The organism is Mesorhizobium sp. RCAM 05104 (assembly GCF_059683645.1).
Genome location: NZ_CM185033.1, coordinates 938,250 through 955,879, shown reverse-complemented (window position 1 = coordinate 955,879; position 17,630 = coordinate 938,250). Strand labels below are relative to the sequence as shown.

The 17,630-nt window shown below is 63.5% G+C and carries 17 protein-coding genes; 10 read left to right on the top strand and 7 right to left on the bottom strand.

Annotated elements, in window-relative coordinates:
- Position 1: 1 nt before the first annotated feature.
- A complete protein-coding gene (locus AC56QP_RS05100; RefSeq protein ID WP_489860668.1) occupies positions 2-943 on the bottom strand; it encodes a LysR substrate-binding domain-containing protein in 942 nt (313 codons plus the stop codon).
- 111 nt (positions 944-1,054) lie between these two features.
- On the opposite strand from AC56QP_RS05100, the gene AC56QP_RS05095 reads away from it, so the two are divergent.
- The 5 genes from AC56QP_RS05095 to AC56QP_RS05075 all read left to right on the top strand — a co-directional run bounded on the left by AC56QP_RS05095 (position 1,055) and on the right by AC56QP_RS05075 (position 5,704).
- Positions 1,055-1,888: a hypothetical protein gene (locus AC56QP_RS05095; protein WP_489860669.1), complete on the top strand. Its 834-nt coding sequence runs from the start codon at positions 1,055-1,057 to the stop codon at positions 1,886-1,888.
- A gap of 45 nt (positions 1,889-1,933) precedes the next feature.
- On the top strand, positions 1,934-2,884 hold the full coding sequence (locus tag AC56QP_RS05090) for a DMT family transporter (protein WP_489863679.1): 951 nt from the start codon (positions 1,934-1,936) through the stop codon (positions 2,882-2,884).
- Complete coding sequence (locus AC56QP_RS05085) at positions 2,877-3,080, top strand: hypothetical protein (protein WP_256749676.1); 204 nt, start codon at positions 2,877-2,879, stop codon at positions 3,078-3,080. The genes AC56QP_RS05090 and AC56QP_RS05085 overlap by 8 nt, the downstream gene beginning before the upstream one ends.
- 161 nt (positions 3,081-3,241) lie before the next feature.
- Complete coding sequence (locus tag AC56QP_RS05080) at positions 3,242-3,685, top strand: Ros/MucR family transcriptional regulator (RefSeq protein ID WP_489863680.1); 444 nt, start codon at positions 3,242-3,244, stop codon at positions 3,683-3,685.
- 141 nt (positions 3,686-3,826) lie between these two features.
- Positions 3,827-5,704 carry an ABC-F family ATP-binding cassette domain-containing protein gene (locus tag AC56QP_RS05075; protein WP_489860670.1) on the top strand — a complete coding sequence of 626 codons (1,878 nt, stop codon included), beginning with the start codon at positions 3,827-3,829 and terminating at the stop codon, positions 5,702-5,704.
- A gap of 63 nt (positions 5,705-5,767) precedes the next feature.
- Here the strand turns inward: AC56QP_RS05075 and AC56QP_RS05070 are convergent, their stop codons facing one another.
- From AC56QP_RS05070 to AC56QP_RS05055, 4 genes are read right to left on the bottom strand one after another with little or no spacing between them, the layout of a single operon-like run.
- On the bottom strand, positions 5,768-6,595 hold the full coding sequence (locus AC56QP_RS05070) for an aldo/keto reductase (RefSeq protein ID WP_489860671.1): 828 nt from the start codon (positions 6,593-6,595) through the stop codon (positions 5,768-5,770).
- 24 nt (positions 6,596-6,619) lie between these two features.
- Entirely contained in the window at positions 6,620-7,495 is an 876-nt protein-coding gene (locus tag AC56QP_RS05065; protein ID WP_489860672.1) for an NmrA family NAD(P)-binding protein, read from the bottom strand.
- Positions 7,496-7,532: 37 nt separating this feature from the next.
- On the bottom strand, positions 7,533-7,853 hold the full coding sequence (locus AC56QP_RS05060; protein WP_497109024.1) for a hypothetical protein: 321 nt from the start codon (positions 7,851-7,853) through the stop codon (positions 7,533-7,535).
- Positions 7,750-8,814 (bottom strand): serine hydrolase domain-containing protein, encoded by a 1,065-nt coding sequence (locus AC56QP_RS05055; RefSeq protein ID WP_497109023.1) that lies wholly within the window; start codon positions 8,812-8,814, stop codon positions 7,750-7,752. Before AC56QP_RS05055 ends, AC56QP_RS05060 begins: the two co-directional genes overlap by 104 nt.
- Before the next feature lie 178 nt (positions 8,815-8,992).
- Here AC56QP_RS05055 and AC56QP_RS05050 point away from each other — a divergent pair, with 178 nt between their 5' ends.
- Both AC56QP_RS05050 and AC56QP_RS05045 read left to right on the top strand, forming a co-directional pair.
- On the top strand, positions 8,993-9,895 hold the full coding sequence (locus AC56QP_RS05050) for a LysR family transcriptional regulator (RefSeq protein WP_489860674.1): 903 nt from the start codon (positions 8,993-8,995) through the stop codon (positions 9,893-9,895).
- A 185-nt stretch (positions 9,896-10,080) separates the two neighbouring features.
- Entirely contained in the window at positions 10,081-12,189 is a 2,109-nt protein-coding gene (locus AC56QP_RS05045) for a molybdopterin-containing oxidoreductase family protein (RefSeq protein ID WP_489860675.1), read from the top strand.
- Positions 12,190-12,213: 24 nt separating this feature from the next.
- Here the strand turns inward: AC56QP_RS05045 and AC56QP_RS05040 are convergent, their stop codons facing one another.
- Positions 12,214-13,401: a flavin-containing monooxygenase gene (locus AC56QP_RS05040; protein WP_489860676.1), complete on the bottom strand. Its 1,188-nt coding sequence runs from the start codon at positions 13,399-13,401 to the stop codon at positions 12,214-12,216.
- A gap of 26 nt (positions 13,402-13,427) precedes the next feature.
- Positions 13,428-13,907, bottom strand: a complete 480-nt coding sequence (locus tag AC56QP_RS05035; RefSeq protein WP_091577249.1) for an Lrp/AsnC family transcriptional regulator — start codon at positions 13,905-13,907, stop codon at positions 13,428-13,430.
- Positions 13,908-14,012: 105 nt separating this feature from the next.
- Between AC56QP_RS05035 and AC56QP_RS05030 the strand changes: the two genes are divergently transcribed.
- The 3 genes from AC56QP_RS05030 to AC56QP_RS05020 are packed head-to-tail and all read left to right on the top strand — an operon-like array spanning position 14,013 to position 17,629.
- The gene (locus tag AC56QP_RS05030) at positions 14,013-15,221 is read left to right on the top strand and encodes a diaminopropionate ammonia-lyase (protein ID WP_489860677.1); all 1,209 of its coding nucleotides are present in this window, start codon (positions 14,013-14,015) and stop codon (positions 15,219-15,221) included.
- Positions 15,218-16,444 carry a Zn-dependent hydrolase gene (locus tag AC56QP_RS05025; protein ID WP_489860678.1) on the top strand — a complete coding sequence of 409 codons (1,227 nt, stop codon included), beginning with the start codon at positions 15,218-15,220 and terminating at the stop codon, positions 16,442-16,444. The genes AC56QP_RS05030 and AC56QP_RS05025 overlap by 4 nt, the downstream gene beginning before the upstream one ends.
- 18 nt (positions 16,445-16,462) lie before the next feature.
- Entirely contained in the window at positions 16,463-17,629 is a 1,167-nt protein-coding gene (locus tag AC56QP_RS05020; RefSeq protein WP_489860679.1) for a M20 aminoacylase family protein, read from the top strand.
- The last annotated feature ends 1 nt before the right edge of the window (position 17,630 follow it).

Below are 17,630 nucleotides of genomic sequence, written 5' to 3'. Positions count from 1 at the left end.
ATCAGCCGCTGATCTCGCTGTCCACCTGGCTCTGCGTCAAAGCGGCCTCCGCCATGATCCACTGCTTGAACAGTGATGTCTTGCGGGCGGAGGGCGTCTTGTCGGGGCAGACGAAGTACCACCCTGCGGCATTCGGATGGTGGACCGCGAACGGGGCGATCAGTCTTTCGGCGCGAATATCGCTGGCCATATAGGCCCGGTTGGCCACGGCAAATCCCATCCCGGCATTGGCAGCCTCGTAGGACATCATGCACGAATCGAAATAGATGCTTCTGGCCTCCTTGAGCACGGAGCCGGCGCCAGCGAAGCCGAGCCATGATTGCCAGTTGTGGGTGCAGGTATCGGAATGCAGCAGCGTGAAGTGGCGCAGGTCTTCCGGGGTCACTTTCGATAGCGGCTTGTCGCCCAGGATCTCGTGGAAGAGCTTCCGGCTGCAGACCGGCGTCAGGTCCTCCCTGAACAGAAGGTCGGCCTTCAGGTCGGGAAAATGACCGTCGCCATAACGGATCTCGATATCGAATTCGGATGTCGCGAATTCGTGCGTCGCATAGGAGGTGGAAACGCGCATCTCGATGTCGGGGTATTGCCGCTGGAAGAGCGGCAGGCGCGGAAACAGCCAGCGCGCGGCAAAAGTCGGCAGCACCGATATCTTCAACACATGTTCCTGCGACTGCCCAGTCGCTTCCATGCTGGCGGCGACGATCCGCTCCAGAGCTTCGCGCACGCGCGAGACATAGGTCTCTCCCTCCGGCGTCAGCGACACCGCATTGCCGCCGCGCTGGAAGATCTTGAATCGAAGCTGGTCCTCCAGGCTTTTGACGCGCTGGCTGACCGCTGAAGCGGTGATGAATTGTTCTTCGCCGGCACGCGTGAAATTCCTGTGCCTCGCAGCACTCTCCACGATCTTTAGCGAATTGAGGTTGACCTGACTGAGCAGACGCACGGGTTCGACCTTAAGCTGGGCTTACACTAGCACCAGCATTCCTAATTTTACAGGGGCCGCTAATTTAATCAACTGTTTACCAAGTGTTTGCCCCCCACCTGGAGAAGTACAATGAACGCCCATACCATTCCCGAACTGCGCTATGCGATGAGCCGCGAAGCCATCATCGGCCACGAAACCGCCTGGAAAGTGTCGAGCTTCGGCGTCGCGCAGTATCTTCACGGCTATGACCCGGCACTGCTTGCCGCTATCGAGGAGGCCGCTTTGAAGCTCAAGGCCAGCCATGCGGTGCACAAGCACCTCGATCTGACCTTCATCACCGGCGCCGACCGTTTCATCCCTGAAATCAAGGAATTGCTGCACGACAAGCTGCGCCTGGAGCGGCTGTCCGACATGATGGGCACCAAGTTGGAGCCCTATCCGCTGTCGATCGTCGGTTCGACCGTCACCTTCATGAACCCGAAGGACGGCGCGGTCGAATGGCATTGTGACGGCGTTCCCGTCACCGAGCTCATTCCGCTGTCGATCAGCAATCCGTTGGTCGGCGGCCATCTCGAAATCTACTGCGACGACTCGGAAACCGGCCGTGCCATCCTCGAATCCGGCCGCGAGATCCCCCGCAACCGTGTCATGCGCATCGACCACAAGATGAACTATGCCACGCTCGGGCAGTTCCTTGGTGTCCTGCATCGCACGGCGCCGATCCGGTTCGGCGAGCGCGTCACGCTGGTGCTCAACCAGCGCTCCGTGGCCAAGCCCTATGTCGACGACAACCGGATGTTCTATCTTGCCGCCGACAACGATCTCGACCGCGAATGGGTCAACGAGCTGGCCGAGGATGTGTGGACCAACCAGTTGCCAGCCTATCGCCAGTTCGAGGCGGAACGTCCCGTTCCGGTGGCGCCCGAGGCGTCGGTTCCGGGCGGAGCCAGGGAATCATGGTAACGGCCCATGATCCCGAAAAGTGGGAACCGGTTTTCGGACAAGATCATGGTCAAACAGGAAGATAGAGCCCCAAGCCGATTCTTTCGGCATGGATCAGGATCGATATCCGCGCTGGCCTTCGCCGCCGGCGCGGTGGCTTTGTGGTCGACCAATGCGTTGGTCGGCAAATCCCTGCTGGCAAGTCACCCGGTATCGCAGGTGCAATTCCTGCAGTTTTCGGGAGCGGCACTTGTCTTCGCTGTCATCTGGTTGATGAACCGGGAAGACGCGCCGCAAAGAAACGCAGCACCGGGCGCACCCGCCGCCGCCTGGATGGGATTGGCGCCGATCGGCGTCGGCATCATCGGCCTCGTCGGCACGATGGTGCTGCAATACCTGGCCTTCGCTTCGATGCCGGTGATCGAGGCCAATCTGGTGGCATACACCTGGCCGTTGATGGTCGCGGCGGCCGTGATCGCGCTCGAAAATCCGCGGCGACCGGTATTGTTGGGCCTTGCCGCGATCCTGGGGTTCGTCGGCGTTGCATTGGTGATTTCGGGAGGGCGCGACCAGTCCTGGCTCCAGGGCGATCTGGTCGGCTATCTCGCGGCATTCGGGTCTGCGCTGTGCATGGCTTTCTATTCGGTCATGGTGGGACGGGTTGCCGCTTCGCCGGATCGCTTGCTGCTGCCGTCGTCGCTGTTCGGTGTCGCCTTGACGTTTTTGTGGAGCGCTCGCGACGGCGTCGCCTGGCCCTCTGGCACGGATCTGGCTCTCGGGCTCTATCTGGGCGCCGGTCCGATGGGGTTGGGCTACTATTTCTGGTCGCGCGCCCTGAAGCTCGAAGGCAGCGGCAAGGTCGCGGTCGTCGCCTATCTCACCCCGATCGCTTCGACGCTGCTGCTGACCCTGTCCGGCGAGCGGATGACGATGACCGCCATTGTCGGAGCCGTCCTCGTCATCGGCAGTTGTGTCGCGGTCGGCATGGAACGTTCGGAGGCCGAAAACCATGTTTGACGAAAATGAACGTCTCGCCAGGCAGGAAGCGCATTGGCTGATCAAGGAGTTTGGTGCCGAGGCGCCGCTCTACGCCGCGATGAAGGCCGAAAAGGCGATAGAGCAAAAGGATTTCGGACGTTGCGCCCGCTGGAAGCGTATTCTTGAGATATTGACCGACAGCCCAACTGCCAAGTCTGCTTCCGCGAAGTATTAGATTTTCTAATTTGCGCGACGTCGATTTTCGATGAAAACATCTTCTGCGAGTCTTGATTCCTTGTTGAGACTTGGCGGTCCGTTGGGGGACGCGGTTAGAGACATATGTCGGCATAAGTCTTCGCAGGGGTGGATGACTTTGTCGCAGATAGGGTGAAAGATTTGTCAAATATCGATGATAAGACCGTTATCGAGCTGACGGCCGATATTGTCTCGGCCTATGTAGGCAACAATCCGCTTCCGGCTTCCGGCTTGCCTGAATTGATTGCCAGCGTCAGCGCCTCGGTTCGGAAGCTGGCCGGTGCGGCCGTCACGGAAAGCCCAAGCCTGGTTGCGGCCGTGAACCCGAAGAAGTCGGTGTTTCCCGACTACATCGTCTGCCTTGAGGATGGAAAGAAGTTCAAGTCGCTCAAGCGGCACCTCAGGACCGACTATGGCCTGAGCCCGGACGATTATCGGGCCAAATGGGGGCTGCCGCCGGACTATCCGATGGTTGCTCCAAGCTACTCGGCAACACGGTCGGCGCTGGCAAAATCGACGGGACTTGGCCGCAAGCCGGCCGCGCCGCCCGCCGCGACCAAGGCAAAGCGCAAGACTACTGCCTGAGCCTGAGCGCGGCTTTGGCCGTAGCAAGTCACTGAACGGCTACCCTGACGGCGCCGTTGCAGGCCTCGTTTTCAGGCCTTGTGCGGCCAACTGGCCCGCAAGGCCTTGCGAAGCGTTGATGTCCGGTGCAAAAGCGCCGCCATGCTTGTTATCTCAGACCTTTCGCTCCGCATGGCCGGACGCCTGCTTCTCGACCATGCCTCGCTGACCTTGCCGGCCGGCACCAAGGCCGGCCTTGTCGGCCGCAATGGCACCGGCAAGACGACGCTGTTCAAGGCCATTACCGGCGATTTCCCGTCCGAGACCGGGTCGATCAGCCTGCCCAAGAGTACGCGCATCGGGCAGGTGGCGCAGGAAGCGCCGGGCACCGAGGATCCGCTGATCGAGATCGTGCTCAAGGCCGACCTCGAACGCACCGCGCTGCTCGAAGAGGAAAAAACCGCCACCGATCCGCACCGCATCGCCGACATCCATATGCGGCTGGCCGATATCGATGCGCATTCCGCCGAGTCACGCGCGGCAACCATCCTGGCCGGCCTCGGCTTCGACGACGCGGCACAGCGGCGTCCGGCCTCGTCCTTTTCCGGCGGCTGGCGCATGCGCGTGGCGCTCGCCGCCGTGCTGTTTTCCGAGCCCGACCTTCTGCTGCTCGACGAGCCGACCAACTATCTCGATCTCGAAGGCACGCTGTGGCTGGAAAACTATGTGTCGAAGTATCCCCACACGGTGCTGCTGATTTCGCACGATCGCGACCTGCTCAACCGCGCCGTCAACTCGATCGTTCATCTCGACCAGAAGAAGCTGACCTTTTGGCGTGGCGGCTACGATCAGTTCGAGCGCCAGTACACCGAGCAGAAAGAGCTGCAGGAGAAGGGCCGCGTCAAGCAGGAAGCCGCTCGCAAGCACATGGAATCCTTCGTCGAGCGCTTCCGTGCCAAGGCCTCAAAGGCTAGGCAGGCGCAGTCGCGCATCAAGGCGCTGGAGAGGATGAAGCCGATCGCGGCCATCGTCAACGACACGGTTCGGCCGTTCTCCTTCCCCGTGCCGGTCAAGACGGTGGCCTCGCCGATCATCGCGCTGAACAATGTCAGTGTCGGCTATACCGAGGGGCAGCCGATCCTCAAGAAGATGACGCTCCGCATCGACGCCGATGACCGCATTGCGCTGCTGGGCGCCAACGGCAACGGCAAGTCGACCTTCGCCAAATTGCTGTCCGGCCGGCTGAAGCCGGAGAGCGGCACCATGACAGTGGCGCCGGGGCTGAAAGTGGCGATCTTCGCCCAGCACCAGCTCGACGATCTCCGGCCTGACGAAAACGCCTACGAGCATGTCCGCCGGCTAATGCCGGAGGCACCGGAATCGAAGGTGCGCGGCCGCGTTGCCCAGTTTGGTCTCACCACCGAGAAGATGAACACCGCCGCAAAGGATCTGTCGGGCGGCGAGAAGGCGCGGCTGCTGATGGGCCTGTCGGCCTTCGAGGGTCCGAACCTGTTCATCCTCGACGAGCCGACCAACCATCTCGACATCGACAGCCGCGAATCGCTGATTCATGCGCTGAACGAGTTCCCCGGGGCTGTCATCCTGATCTCGCACGACCGCCATCTGCTCGAGGCGACGGCCGACCGCCTGTGGCTGGTCAAGGACGGCGCGGTCAATCCCTATGATGGCGACCTGGAAGACTACAAGACGCTGGTCACCGGCGTGTCCGGCGACCGCCGCGGCAAGCGCGAGGCCGACAAGGCATCAAAAGCCGACCGCCGCCGCGATGCAGCCCAGCGCCGTGCCGCCTTCGAGCCGCTTGCCAAGGAGATCCGCGCCACCGAAGCGCTGATGGACCGCATCCGCAAGCGCATCGACGGCATCGAGGACGAATTGGCCAACCCGGCGATCTATGAAAAGGATCCCTCGACCGCGACGCGCCTGGCCAAGGAGCGCTCGCAGCTCGCCCAGACACTGGCCGGCCACGAGGAAAAATGGCTGACCATGTCGGCCGAATATGAGGAAGGCACGGCGGAGTAGGGCGGCCGACCCTGCCGGAAACCGAGACTGGGACCGATCACAGCGCCAGCCCATGCCGCAATTTCATGCGGCGGCATCCCAATCAGGTGCGAAGGGTGGCCGGACGAAGCGCTGGTCCTTCGGCAGAGCAGCGATCGTCGCGCGATCCTCATCGTCAAGCCGGATGCCGAGCGCATCGAGGTTGGACTTCTGGCTTTCGGGGCGGGCAGCTTTCGGGATCACGATGACGCCCTCCTGGTCCAAAAGCCAGGCGATGGCCATCTGCGCGGCGCTGTAGCCATGCTTGCGCCCGAGGCCAGCGAGCGTTGCGTCACTCGCGGCCCGGCCCTGGGCCAGCGGCGCGTAGGCTGTCAAGGGGATGCCGTTGCCCCGCAGGTAGGACAGCATGCGGTCCTGCGACAGGAATGGATGGTATTCGAGCTGGACGCTCGCGATCGGCGCGCCAATCTCCTCCACGGCGCGACGCATCATCGGCAGGTTGAAGTTGCACACGCCGATCGCACGCGTGAAGCCTTGCTCCCGCAGCGACATCAAGGCCTCCAGCGTCGCCTTGATGTCCAAGTCTTTGGATGGCCAGTGGATCATGTAAAGATCGACATGGTCGAGCCGAAGCTTGCCCAAGCTGGCGTCAAAGGCCCGGCGCAACGCATCCGGCGCAAGCTGGTCGTGCCATACCTTCGTCGTAACGAAGAGCTCGTTCCGGTTTACGCCGGACGCTGCTATGGCGGCGCCGACGGCGGCCTCGTTCTCGTACATCGCCGCGCTGTCGATATGCCGGTAGCCGAGCGCAATGGCGCTCTCTACGACCGGCTGGGCGTCGTCGCCCGGCATGCGGAACGTGCCGAAGCCAAGGCGCGGGATCGCAACGCCCTGCGTGATGATTGATTCCATCATGGTCTCCCAATCGTGATCGTGTCAGGTGGCTGCCCGGCTCGCCGCGACGAGGTTGGCGATAACGCTATCGAGCGTCATTGTCCCTTTAATCGCCGACCGGCCTTGGTCGCTGAACTCGATCCAGCCCTCGTTGAAGCCGTCAAGCATCCGGATCCGCGGCAACGGATTTTGCGTACCCTGGGAACGGAAGATCTGCTCCCAGCTCTCGCGCGGCACCGTCTCGACCTTGACCGGGCGCTCCAGCACCGTGGCGAAGGCGCGGGCGAGATCGTTGGGCGAGACGCGGACAGGCCCCTCCAGTTCGATGACCCGCGTCCCGATCCAATTTTCCTGGAGCAGCACGGCGGCCATGCGCCCGACATCTTGCGTCGCGACCATCGGCAACGGCCTGTCGGCCGGTTGCAGGAAGCTGCGCAGCACGCCTTCGTCGCGCGCCAAGGGAATGTCCCAGAGCGCATTCTCCAAGAACCAACCGGGCCTCAGGAAGGTGACCGGAAGCCCGATCCCGTCCAGCGCCTGTTCCATCAACGTGCGCTGGGTCAGCAGGTTCTCGTACGGCGCGTCAGCGCCGATGGTCGACAGGCAGACCACCTTGCCGGGACGCGCCTCGGCCAAGGCAGCGGTCACGGCCGCGATGACGCGCACAGCCTCGGGAAAGCCGGGTTCCGGATCGAACTCGGAGGGCGGCAGGATGAAGACGCCCGCGGCCTCCCTGAAGGCCGAGGCCAGGCTTGCCGCATCGTCCATCTCGGCCAGGGCGACGTCACAGCCGCGACGTCTCCACTCCGCCGCCTTGGCCGCGTCGCGCAGGACAGCGCGGACAGGCAATCCCTCGGCGAGAAGGCTGCGCGCGAGCGCGCCGCCGACCTTGCCGGTTACTCCGGTGATTGCATACATGGTGGTTCTCCAAAACGTTGGTGTTGATCGCCAGGGTTCAGGCGAGCCCGGCATAGAGACCGCGCTCGAACGCGCCGTAGAGCGCGACGACCCGCTCGTCGTAGAAGGGCAGGACCTGGGTGAAGAGCGCGCCGGTGACGTGCTTCACCGGGTCGAGCCAGAAGTAGCAGTTGAGCAGACCTGCCCAGGAGATGCTGCCGGCGGAGCGCCCATTCGGTCCCGGCTGCGTGTTGATGTCGAAGGACAGGCCCCATTTATGCGGCTGTTGCGGGAACTGGTCGAAGCTGCGGGAATAGGACGGCTGCGCCGAGCGCATCTCCTGGACGCTCAACTCGCCGATCTGATTCTGCATCATCATGGCAACCGTCTCCGGACGCAGGATTCTGCACGCCATGCAGCGCGCCGCCGTTCAGCAGCGCCTGCAGGAAGGCCACATAGTCCCGCGGCGTCGAGAAGGCACCGCCGCCGCCCATGAAGAACTCCGGCCGTTGCGGCATCTCGAAGGGCGCCGGCTCCAGCCCGCCATCGGCCTGGCGGTTGTGGAAGGTGGCGACGCGCTGTTTCTGCTTGGTGCCGATCAGGAATCCTGAATCCTTCATGCCGAGCGGCGCGAAGATGTTCTCGCGGAAGTAGATTTCGAGCGACTGATCGGACACCGCTTCGACCAGCTTGCCGATCCAGTCCATGCTGATGCCGTATTCCCACCGTTCGCCGGGTTCGAATTCGAGCGGGGCGGTGAAGGCGGCGTTCTTGCAGGTCGCGATGTCGGGCATGCCCGTCACCTTCTCGTAGCGGGTCAGGGCCTCGCTCCAGATCGAGTAGGTGTAGCCGGACGTATGCGTCAGCAGATGGCGCACCTTGATCGCGCGCTTGGCCGGCCGCAGTCGCGGCGTTCCATCCTCGGCAAAGCCGACGAGGACCTGCGGCGAGGCCAGCTCAGGCAGGTATTTCGCCGCGTCGTCGTCCAGATTCAGGCGACCCTGCTCGATCAGCTGCATGCAGGCCGTAGCCGTGAAAGCCTTGGTCATCGACAGCAGCCAGAACACCGTATCGAGCGTCATCGGCGCCCCCGTTGCAGTGTTCGCCTTGCCGAAGGCACCCTCATAGACCATGCCTTTCGGCGTCGCCGCGACGGCGATCACGCCGGCCACGTCGTTCTTCGAAACGCCTTCGCGCAGGGCGGCGTCGATCGCTTTGAATCGCGTCGACGAACCGGCTGGTATTGTCTTGGCCAGAGCGGGGCTGACCGCGTCGAGAGCCAGGATGGCCCCCAGCATTCCGCTGCGCTGAAGCATCGTTCTGCGTGTGAGGTGATTCATGGCTAACTCCTTTCCGGATCGAAGGAAATCCGACCTGCTCAGCCTCTCTCGGCCGGCACTGCGGTGACGCCATGCTTGTACGTCTCGCCATCCAGTGATTCACGCGCATTAAAATCAGTGTTATGATGATAAAAAATCACCACTCTTTGTCATCGGGGTGCAGTGCAAGGGAGATCGAATGGTTTTCGACACGCGGCTTCTCACCGGCGTCGGGGTCCTGGCAGCGGTCACGGAGGCCGGGAACTTCGCCCGTGCCGCGGAGGTGCTCGGCCTGACGCCATCGGGGGTGAGTCGGGCCGTCGCGCGTCTGGAGGCCCGGGTCGGCGTGCGGCTCTTTGATCGCAATCCACGCGAGATCCGTCTGACCGAGGAAGGCCGGCGCTTCCATGCGCAGGTGATGCCGCTGCTCGCAGGCTTGGATGAGGCTGCGGCCGAGGCCGCGGGCGCGGCGGTGGCGGTGCGCGGCCGGCTGCGCGTATCGGTGGACCCGTGGTTCGCACGCACGGTGCTCGCAGGCGGGCTGCAGCGGTTCCTCGCCCGTTATCCGTTGCTCGTGCTGGATTTATTGACCAGCAACTATCGCGAGGAGATGATGAGTGGCGTGGACGTGGCGATACGCTTCGGGCCGCCCGACGCATCGTCCCTTATCGTGCGCAAGCTCCTGGAAGCCCAGATTCTGACGGTTGCGGCGCCGGCCTATCTCGAACGGCACGGCGAGCCGCGATCGCCGCACGACCTCGTCCACCACGAGGCGCTTCTCTTCCGCGATCCTCAGACCGGCCTCCCTTTTCCATGGGAGTTTCACCGAGGCGGGGAGATCGTCGAGGTCAAGATCCCAAGCCGTCTGGTGCTGGATGATCCTTCCGTCGCGGTAACGGCCTGCGTCGCGGGCCAAGGCATTTTCCAAAGCCTCGCCATCGGCCTGGCGCCGTTTCTGGCACGGGGAGACCTCGTGCCGATCCTGCCGGAGTGGTCGGAAGAGCTTTACCCACTCTACGCCTACCACCCATCACGCCATCTGCCCCCGGCCAAGGTCAGGGCATTCCTGGATTTTATCCAGGAGATTGCCGTTGGGTTGTAATCGACACCGGAGGCCATCGATGTCGATGGAACTATGGATCGAAGCAAGCAGCGCCACATACGCTGTGCGGGATGCGGTGCTTGCAATGCGCCGCCACCCATCGGGTAGAAAAGGCATCCCCGAAAGGCGGTCTATGGGCAAATCTGGCCCTACACGCCACGTTCGGAACCGGTTAACCTCGCCCCATGAACCAGCACGCCAAGCTCAGGATCGGCCATTCGGCCTGCCCGCATGATTGCCCGTCGACCTGCGCCCTCGAGGTCGAGCTGCTCGATGGGAACCGCATCGGCCGCGTCCATGGCGCCAAGGCCAACAGCTACACGGCCGGTGTCATCTGCGCCAAGGTTGCCCGCTACGCCGACCGCGTCCATCATCCCGACCGCCTGCTGAAGCCGTTGGTGCGGGCGGGCGCCAAGGGCGACGGCGTCTGGAAAGAAGCGAGCTGGGAAGCCGCGCTCGACCTCGTCACCGAAAAATTCATTGCGGCCGAGGAAAAATACGGCTCGGAGACGGTCTGGCCCTACTACTATGCCGGCACGATGGGGCTGGTGCAGCGCGACGGCATAGACCGGCTGCGCCATGCCAAGAAATATTCCGGCTTCTTCGGCTCGATCTGCACCAATTTGGCCTGGACCGGCTGGATGATGGGGGCCGGCGCCTTGCGTGGACCGGACCCGCGCGAGATGGCGAAATCCGACTGTGTGGTGATCTGGGGCACCAATGCCGTGGTCACCCAGGTCAATGTGATGACCCACGCCATAAAGGCGCGCAAGGAACGCGGCGCCAGGATCGTCGTCATCGACGTCTACGAGAACGCTACGATGAAGCAGGCCGATCTCGGCCTGGTGCTCAGGCCCGGAACCGATGGCGCGCTGGCTTGTGCGGTCATGCATGTGCTGTTCAGGGAAGGCCTCGCCGACCGCGCCTATCTGGAAAAATACACCGACGACCCGAAGGGACTCGAAGCGCATCTTCAGACCCGAACCCCCGAATGGGCGGCTGATATCACCGGTTTGACGGTCGCCGAGATCGAGGCCTTCGCCCGCCTCGTCGGCACGACGAAGAAGACCTATTTCCGCCTCGGCTATGGTTTTGCGCGCCAGCGCAATGGCTCGGTCAACATGCACGCGGCCGCCTCCATCGCCGCGGTCACCGGCTGCTGGCAGTATGAGGGCGGCGGCGCCTTCCACTCGAATTCCGGCATCTTCAAGCTCAACCAGGATGTGCTGGAAGGCACGAAGATGCGCGATCCCTCGATCCGCTATCTCGACCATTCGCGCATCGGCCCGGTGCTGACCGGCGCCCCTGACGCGCTCTATGGCGGCCCGCCGGTAACGGCCATGCTGATCCAGAACACCAATCCGGCCAACGTCGCGCCGGAACAGCGGCTGGTGAAGCAGGGGTTCCTGCGCGACGACCTGTTCACCTGCGTGCACGAGCAGTTCATGACCGACACGGCAAAACTCGCCGATGTCGTGCTGCCGGCAACGATGTTCCTAGAGCATGACGACGTCTACAAGGGTGGCGGCAACCAGCACATTACGCTCGGTCCCAAGCTGATCGACCCGCCGGAGGGGCCTCGCACCAACCATTTCGTCATCGAGGAATTGGCCGAGCGCCTTGGCGTCGCGGACCGCCCGGGCTTCGGCCTGACAGAACAGCAGCATATCGACATCATCCTGGGCAAGCGCGGGCTGGGCAGCTTCGAAAGCTTGAAGGAAGACAAGTGGGTCGACCTGCAGCCCGATTTCGAGACCGCGCACTTCATCAAGGGCTTTGGCCATGCCGATGGCAAGTTCCGCTTCCGCGCCGACTGGACCGGGCAGGCCGCACCCAACCGGCCGCCTAAGAGCATGGGCCTGTTCGGGCCGGTGGCGCGACTGCCGGAATTTCCCGATCATGTCGACCTGATTGAAGTGGCGGACGAGGCGCATCCGTTCCGGCTGACGACCTCGCCGGCACGCAACTTCCTCAATTCGACCTTTTCGGAGACACCGGTTTCGAAGGCTAAGGAGGGCCGTCCAGAATTGCTTATCCATCCCGACGATGCTGCGGCGCAAGGGTTGACAGATGGCGACCGTGTCGAGGTCGGCAACGGGCGCGGAGAGGTGGTGCTGCACGCAAAGCTGTTCGATGGCATCAAGCGTGGCGTCGTGATCGCCGAAGGTATCTGGCCGAACAGCGCCCATGAACGCGGCGAGGGCATCAACGTGCTGACCGGGGCCGACGCACCGGCGCCCTATGGCGGTGCTGCCTTCCACGACAACAAGGTCTGGCTGCGCAAGGCAAGTTGAGCTGGGCGAAGCCCTGCGGGTCGACTATACCGGCAGGATTTCGGCCGCCTTCTTTCTGTTCTGGCGGTGGCGGATGTCGTCGGCGATCGCCTGGGCTTCGATCCCGATTTCGCGCAGCAATCCGGTGACTGCATTGTGGAAACCAACAAGGTAGAGGCCGAGATCCGAAGCTTGCGCGGTAACGCCACTACGGTCCGGCTGGATGCCTGGCTCGAGAAATCTGGCATAGCCCGGCCGGAAACCGGTCGCGAAGATGATCGCGTCGAATTCGCTGTGTTTGCCGTTGGCAAAACGGGCGCCGCGTTCCGAGATCTCGGCGATATGGGGGGCAATCTTGATCGCGCCCTCGCGGATCTTGCCGATGGTGCCCACGTCGATCACCGGAATGCGCGATGCAATCGCAATCTGTTCCAGCAGTCCCTGTCTCGGCCGTTTAAGCCCATATTTTTCCAGCCTGCCCAGCACCAGGTCGAGGATGATGGGGAAGAGGACGTCATTGAAGCGTTGCGGCCCCAGGCGCGCCGCCATGCCGACCATCTGGATGGGAACGCCTAACAGTTCGCGCGGCACGATATGAACGCCGCCGCGCACGGAAAGCGTCGGCTTTGCGCCGTTTTCCGCCAGATCAAGCGCAATCTCCGCGCCGGTGTTGCCCATGCCGACGACCAGCACCGACTGACCGGCAAAAGGCGTGGCATTGCGATAGTCGGCGCTGTGCAGCGTCTTGCCGGTGAAGGTGTCTATGCCGGCAAATCCGGGCCGCAAGGGCTCGGCATTGTAGCCTGATGCGATCACCACATGCCTGGACCGCAACGGCCCGGATGTCGCGTCCACACGCCAGCCGCGACCGTCCCGGGTGACGGCTTTGACTGTTTCTCCGAAGCGGGGCTTGAGGTCGAAGCGTTGCGCATAGGCATCGAGATATTCGACGAAGAGATCGCGCGGCACATAACGTGGATAGTGCTTCGGGAAGGGCACGAAGGGCAGGGACGAATAGCGCTTGGTCGTATGCAGATGGACACGCTCATAGTGGCGCCGCCACGCGGGTGCGGCCTGCCGCTCTTTTTCAAAAAGGATGAAGTCGACGCCGGCCTGTCGCAGGCATGCGGCAACGGCCAGGCCCGCCGGCCCGGCACCGATGATCGCAACGGGTGTGGTGTCGTCCAAGCGCGCCTCCCACCTCAATTCGCGTCCGGAGAATGTCAAAAGCATGGCAGGACCTGCCCTGCCGGCAAGGCTCAATCCGGCAACGGCACCGTCAGCCCTACCTTGACGCGGTCCATGGCCACGAAGGTGCGGAATTTCCGGACATTGTTGCTGTCGAAGAACAGTTTTCGCGTCAGCGCCTCATAGGCGCCCATGTCGGCCACGGTGAGGACGAGGATGAAGTCGGCTTCGCCGGTGACGTAGTAGCATTGCTGCACTTCAGGCGTTTCCGAGAATTGCCGCTTGGCGGCGTCGATCAATTCGGTGCGCTCGCTCTCCAGCTCCACCTCGACGAAGATGGTGATGGGCTGGCCGACCGCCGCCGGCTCGACCACGGCGACATTTCCGGCAATGACGCCGGTCTGTTCCATGCGCTTGATGCGGCGCTGCACAGCCGGCGCCGACAGGTTCACCGCTTCGCCAATCAGCCGCTGCGGCGTCGTGTTGTCCCGTTGCAGGATGGCAAGGATGGCGAGATCGAAGCTGTCGAGCGAGGGCGGCGATGCTGGCAAGGGAACATATCCTGACGAAACAAACTTGCATTTCGAGGGCCGTATTACAGCGCTCTTTGCGCCGGTCCTGCAATATGTTCTCGCCAGACGCCAAGGAGGCAACCAGTGTTCCTGCTCAATCACAATGCAATGCACCGCCAGCCGCTCGATCCGGTCGATGCCGAAACCCTGGGGGTCGCCGGGGCCGACACCGTCGAGCGTTTTCTGGCTCATCGCGACAATCACTTGATAACGCCGCTGCATGCCCTGCCGACGCTGGCCGCTGAACTCGGCCTCGGTGCATTGCATGTCAAGGATGAGGGCTTTCGCCTCGGACTTGGCAGCTTCAAGGCACTGGGCGGCGCCTATGCTGTCTTCCGGCTGGTATTGGAAGAGGCCAGCCGGTCGCTTGGCCGGCCCATCGATGTGGCCGATCTCGATCGTCCCGATGTTCGGGCCGTCGCCGCGACGATGACGGTGGCCTGCGCCACCGACGGCAATCACGGCCGCTCGGTCGCGCAAGGCGCGCAACTCGTCGGTGCCAGGGCGGCGATCTTCGTCCACGCCGGCGTCAGCGATGAACGCATAGCAGCGATCGCCCGCTACGGCGCCGAGATGGTCCGCGTCGACGGCAACTATGATGATTCGGTCAGGCAAGCCGCGCGCGTCGCGGCCGAGAAAGGCTGGACCGTGGTCTCCGACACCTCGTGGGCGGGTTATGAACGCATTCCCGGCCTGGTGATGCAGGGCTATACGACGATCGTGCGCGAAGCGTTGCGCCAGCTCGCCGAACCGCCGACTCACGTCTTCGTGCAGGCCGGCGTTGGTGGCATAGCCGCTGCGGTGGCCGGCCATCTGGCCATCGTGCTCGGCGATGCCAGGTCGACTTTCATCGTGGTCGAGCCCGCGCGTGCCGCATGCATCGTCGCAGCCGCAATGGCGGGGCATCCGGTCAAGGTCGCGCACGACCAGCCGACAGTGATGGCGATGCTCGAATGTTACGAGGCCTCGCCGGTTGCCTGGCGCGTGCTGGCGCGTGCCGCCGACGCCTTCATGACCGTGGATGAGGACGACGCCATCGCGGCGATGCGGCGGCTGGCCCAGCCGAGCGACGGTGATCCGGTGATCGTCGCCGGTGAAAGCGGCGGCGTCGGTCTTGCCGGGCTGATCCGGGCAGTGGCCAACAACAAGGTCGCACTTGGGCTCGACGGCCGATCCCGGGTGCTGGTGATCAACACCGAAGGTGCCACCGATCCGCATCGCTATGCCGAGCTGGTTGGGATGAGCCCGGCCGATGTGCTGGCCGGCAAACTGCTTGCCGGAACGCTGTCGTGATCGCGGTCGACGCGCCGCGCCTGCTTGGCCGTATCCGTGAACTCGGCGCCGTCGGCCGTGATGATCAAAACAGACTAACCAGGCTGGCCGCTTCCGACGCAGACAAGCAGGGCCGCGACCTGTTCGCCGGCTGGCTGCGGCAGGCCGGGCTCGATGTCGCCATCGACCGCGTCGGCAACATCTTCGGCCTCTGGCAAAGCGCGGACAATGCCGGGCAGGCGCCGCTGCTCATCGGCTCGCACATCGATACCGTCATAGACGCCGGCATCTATGACGGTTGCTACGGCGTGCTTGCCGGGGTGGAGGTGGTCGAGACGCTGAAGGCATCCGGCTTTTTGCCGTCGCGCCCGATCGCGGTCGCCGCTTTCACCAACGAAGAGGGCGTGCGCTATACCCCCGACATGATGGGCTCGCTGGTCCATGCCGGCGGCATCGGCGTCGATACCGTGCTTGCGGCTGTCGGCACCGATGGCAGCGTGCTCGGGCAGGAGCTTGCCCGCATTGGCTATGCCGGTGACGAAGAGCCTGGCTTTCTCAAGCCGCACGCCTATCTCGAATTGCATATTGAGCAGGGGCCGGTGCTGGAGCGTGAGGGCGTGCCGATCGGTGCCGTGGAAAATCTGCAAGGCATTTCCTGGCAGCGTATCACCATCGACGGCGTCGCAAACCATGCCGGCACCACGCCGATGTCGATGCGCAGCGATGCCGGCCATGCCGCGGCCCGGGTCATCACCTTCCTGCGCGACCGGGCCAAGGGCTCGAATGCCCCGACCGTGGCCACCGTGGGCTCTATCCGTTTCGAGCCGAATGCCATCAACGTCATTCCCTCGCGCGCTGTCTTTACTGTTGATCTGCGCGATCCCGACGAGCAGCGCCTGCGGGCGGCGGAGGCGGCGCTGGCCAGTTATCTCGAGCAGCTTGCTGCCGCCGAGAATGTGACGGTTTCGGTCGAACGGTTGGCCCGCTTCGAGCCGGTGCTGTTCGACGTCCGGATCGTCGAACGAATCGAGGTCGCCGCGAGAAATCGCGGTCTTGGCGCCAGGCGTATGACGTCCGGTGCCGGCCATGATGCGCAGATGATGGCGCGTATCGCGCCGGCAGCGATGATCTTCGTGCCGAGCGCCGGCGGCATCAGCCACAATCCGCGCGAGCATACCGAAGATGCCGAGCTTGTCGCCGGCGCCAACATTCTGCTTGATGTCGTCACCCAACTTGCAAGCTAGGTCAGGAGGGGAAGAAGAATGTCTGAGTTCGATCGTGATGCGCTGAAGCAAGAGATGGTTCTCTGGCGGCGTGACCTGCACGAGCATCCCGAATTCGGCTTCGAGGAAAGGCGCACCGCAGCCTTCGTCGCGGCCAAGCTGCGCGAATTCGGCCTCGACGATGTCGCCGAGGGGGTCGGCGGAACCGGTGTCGTTGGCACGTTGAAGCGAGGCAGCGGCAATCGGGCGATTGCGCTCAGGGCCGACATGGACGCGCTGAGCATTACCGAGCAGTCGGCGGCCGCCTATCGCTCGCAGAACCCCGGCATCATGCATGCCTGCGGCCATGACGGCCACACCACCATGTTGCTCGGTGCGGCAAAAGTCTTGGCCAGCGAAGGCGGCTTCGACGGCACCGTGCGGTTCATCTTCCAGCCGGCCGAGGAATGGGGCAGGGGCGCGCTGGCCATGCTCGACGATGGCCTGATGCAGCGCTTTCCCTTCGACGAGATCTTTGGCCTGCACAACATGCCCGGCCTGCCCGTCGGGCATTTCGAGACGCGCACCGGCCCTATCATGTCGGCCGAGGACAATTTCGAGATCGTGCTGAAGGGGCTTGGCGGCCATGCGGCGCGGCCGCATGCGGGGCATGAAACGCTGGTTGCCGCATGCGCACTGGTCACCAATCTGCAAACCATCGTCTCGCGCCGGCTGAGCCCGGCCGACATATCCGTGGTTTCGGTGACCGAGCTGATCACCGACGGCACCCGCAACGCACTGCCCGGTCTTGCCCGCATCCTTGGCGACGCACGCAGCTTCCGCCCCGAGGTCAGCGCCGAGATCGAGCGGCAGATGCGCATCATCGCCGACGGCATCGCTGCCGCATACAATGTCGCCGCCGAGGTCAATTACAGCCGCGAATTCGTGCCGCTGCGCAACGATGCCGAACTGGTGGAGCAGGCCTTTGCCGCAGCAAAAAGCGTCTTCGAGCCCGGCAACATCGCCGTCGCCCGCGAGCCGATGACCGGCTCGGAGGATTTCGCTCGGTTCCTCGACCATGTGCCTGGCTGCTTCGTCTTCCTTGGCAATGGCGAAGCCTCCGCGCCGCTGCACAATTCCAGCTACGACTTCAACGATGACGGGCTGTTGTTCGGCACGAACTTCCATGTCGCGGTGGCCAGGCAGAGACTGGAAGGCGGCAGATGAT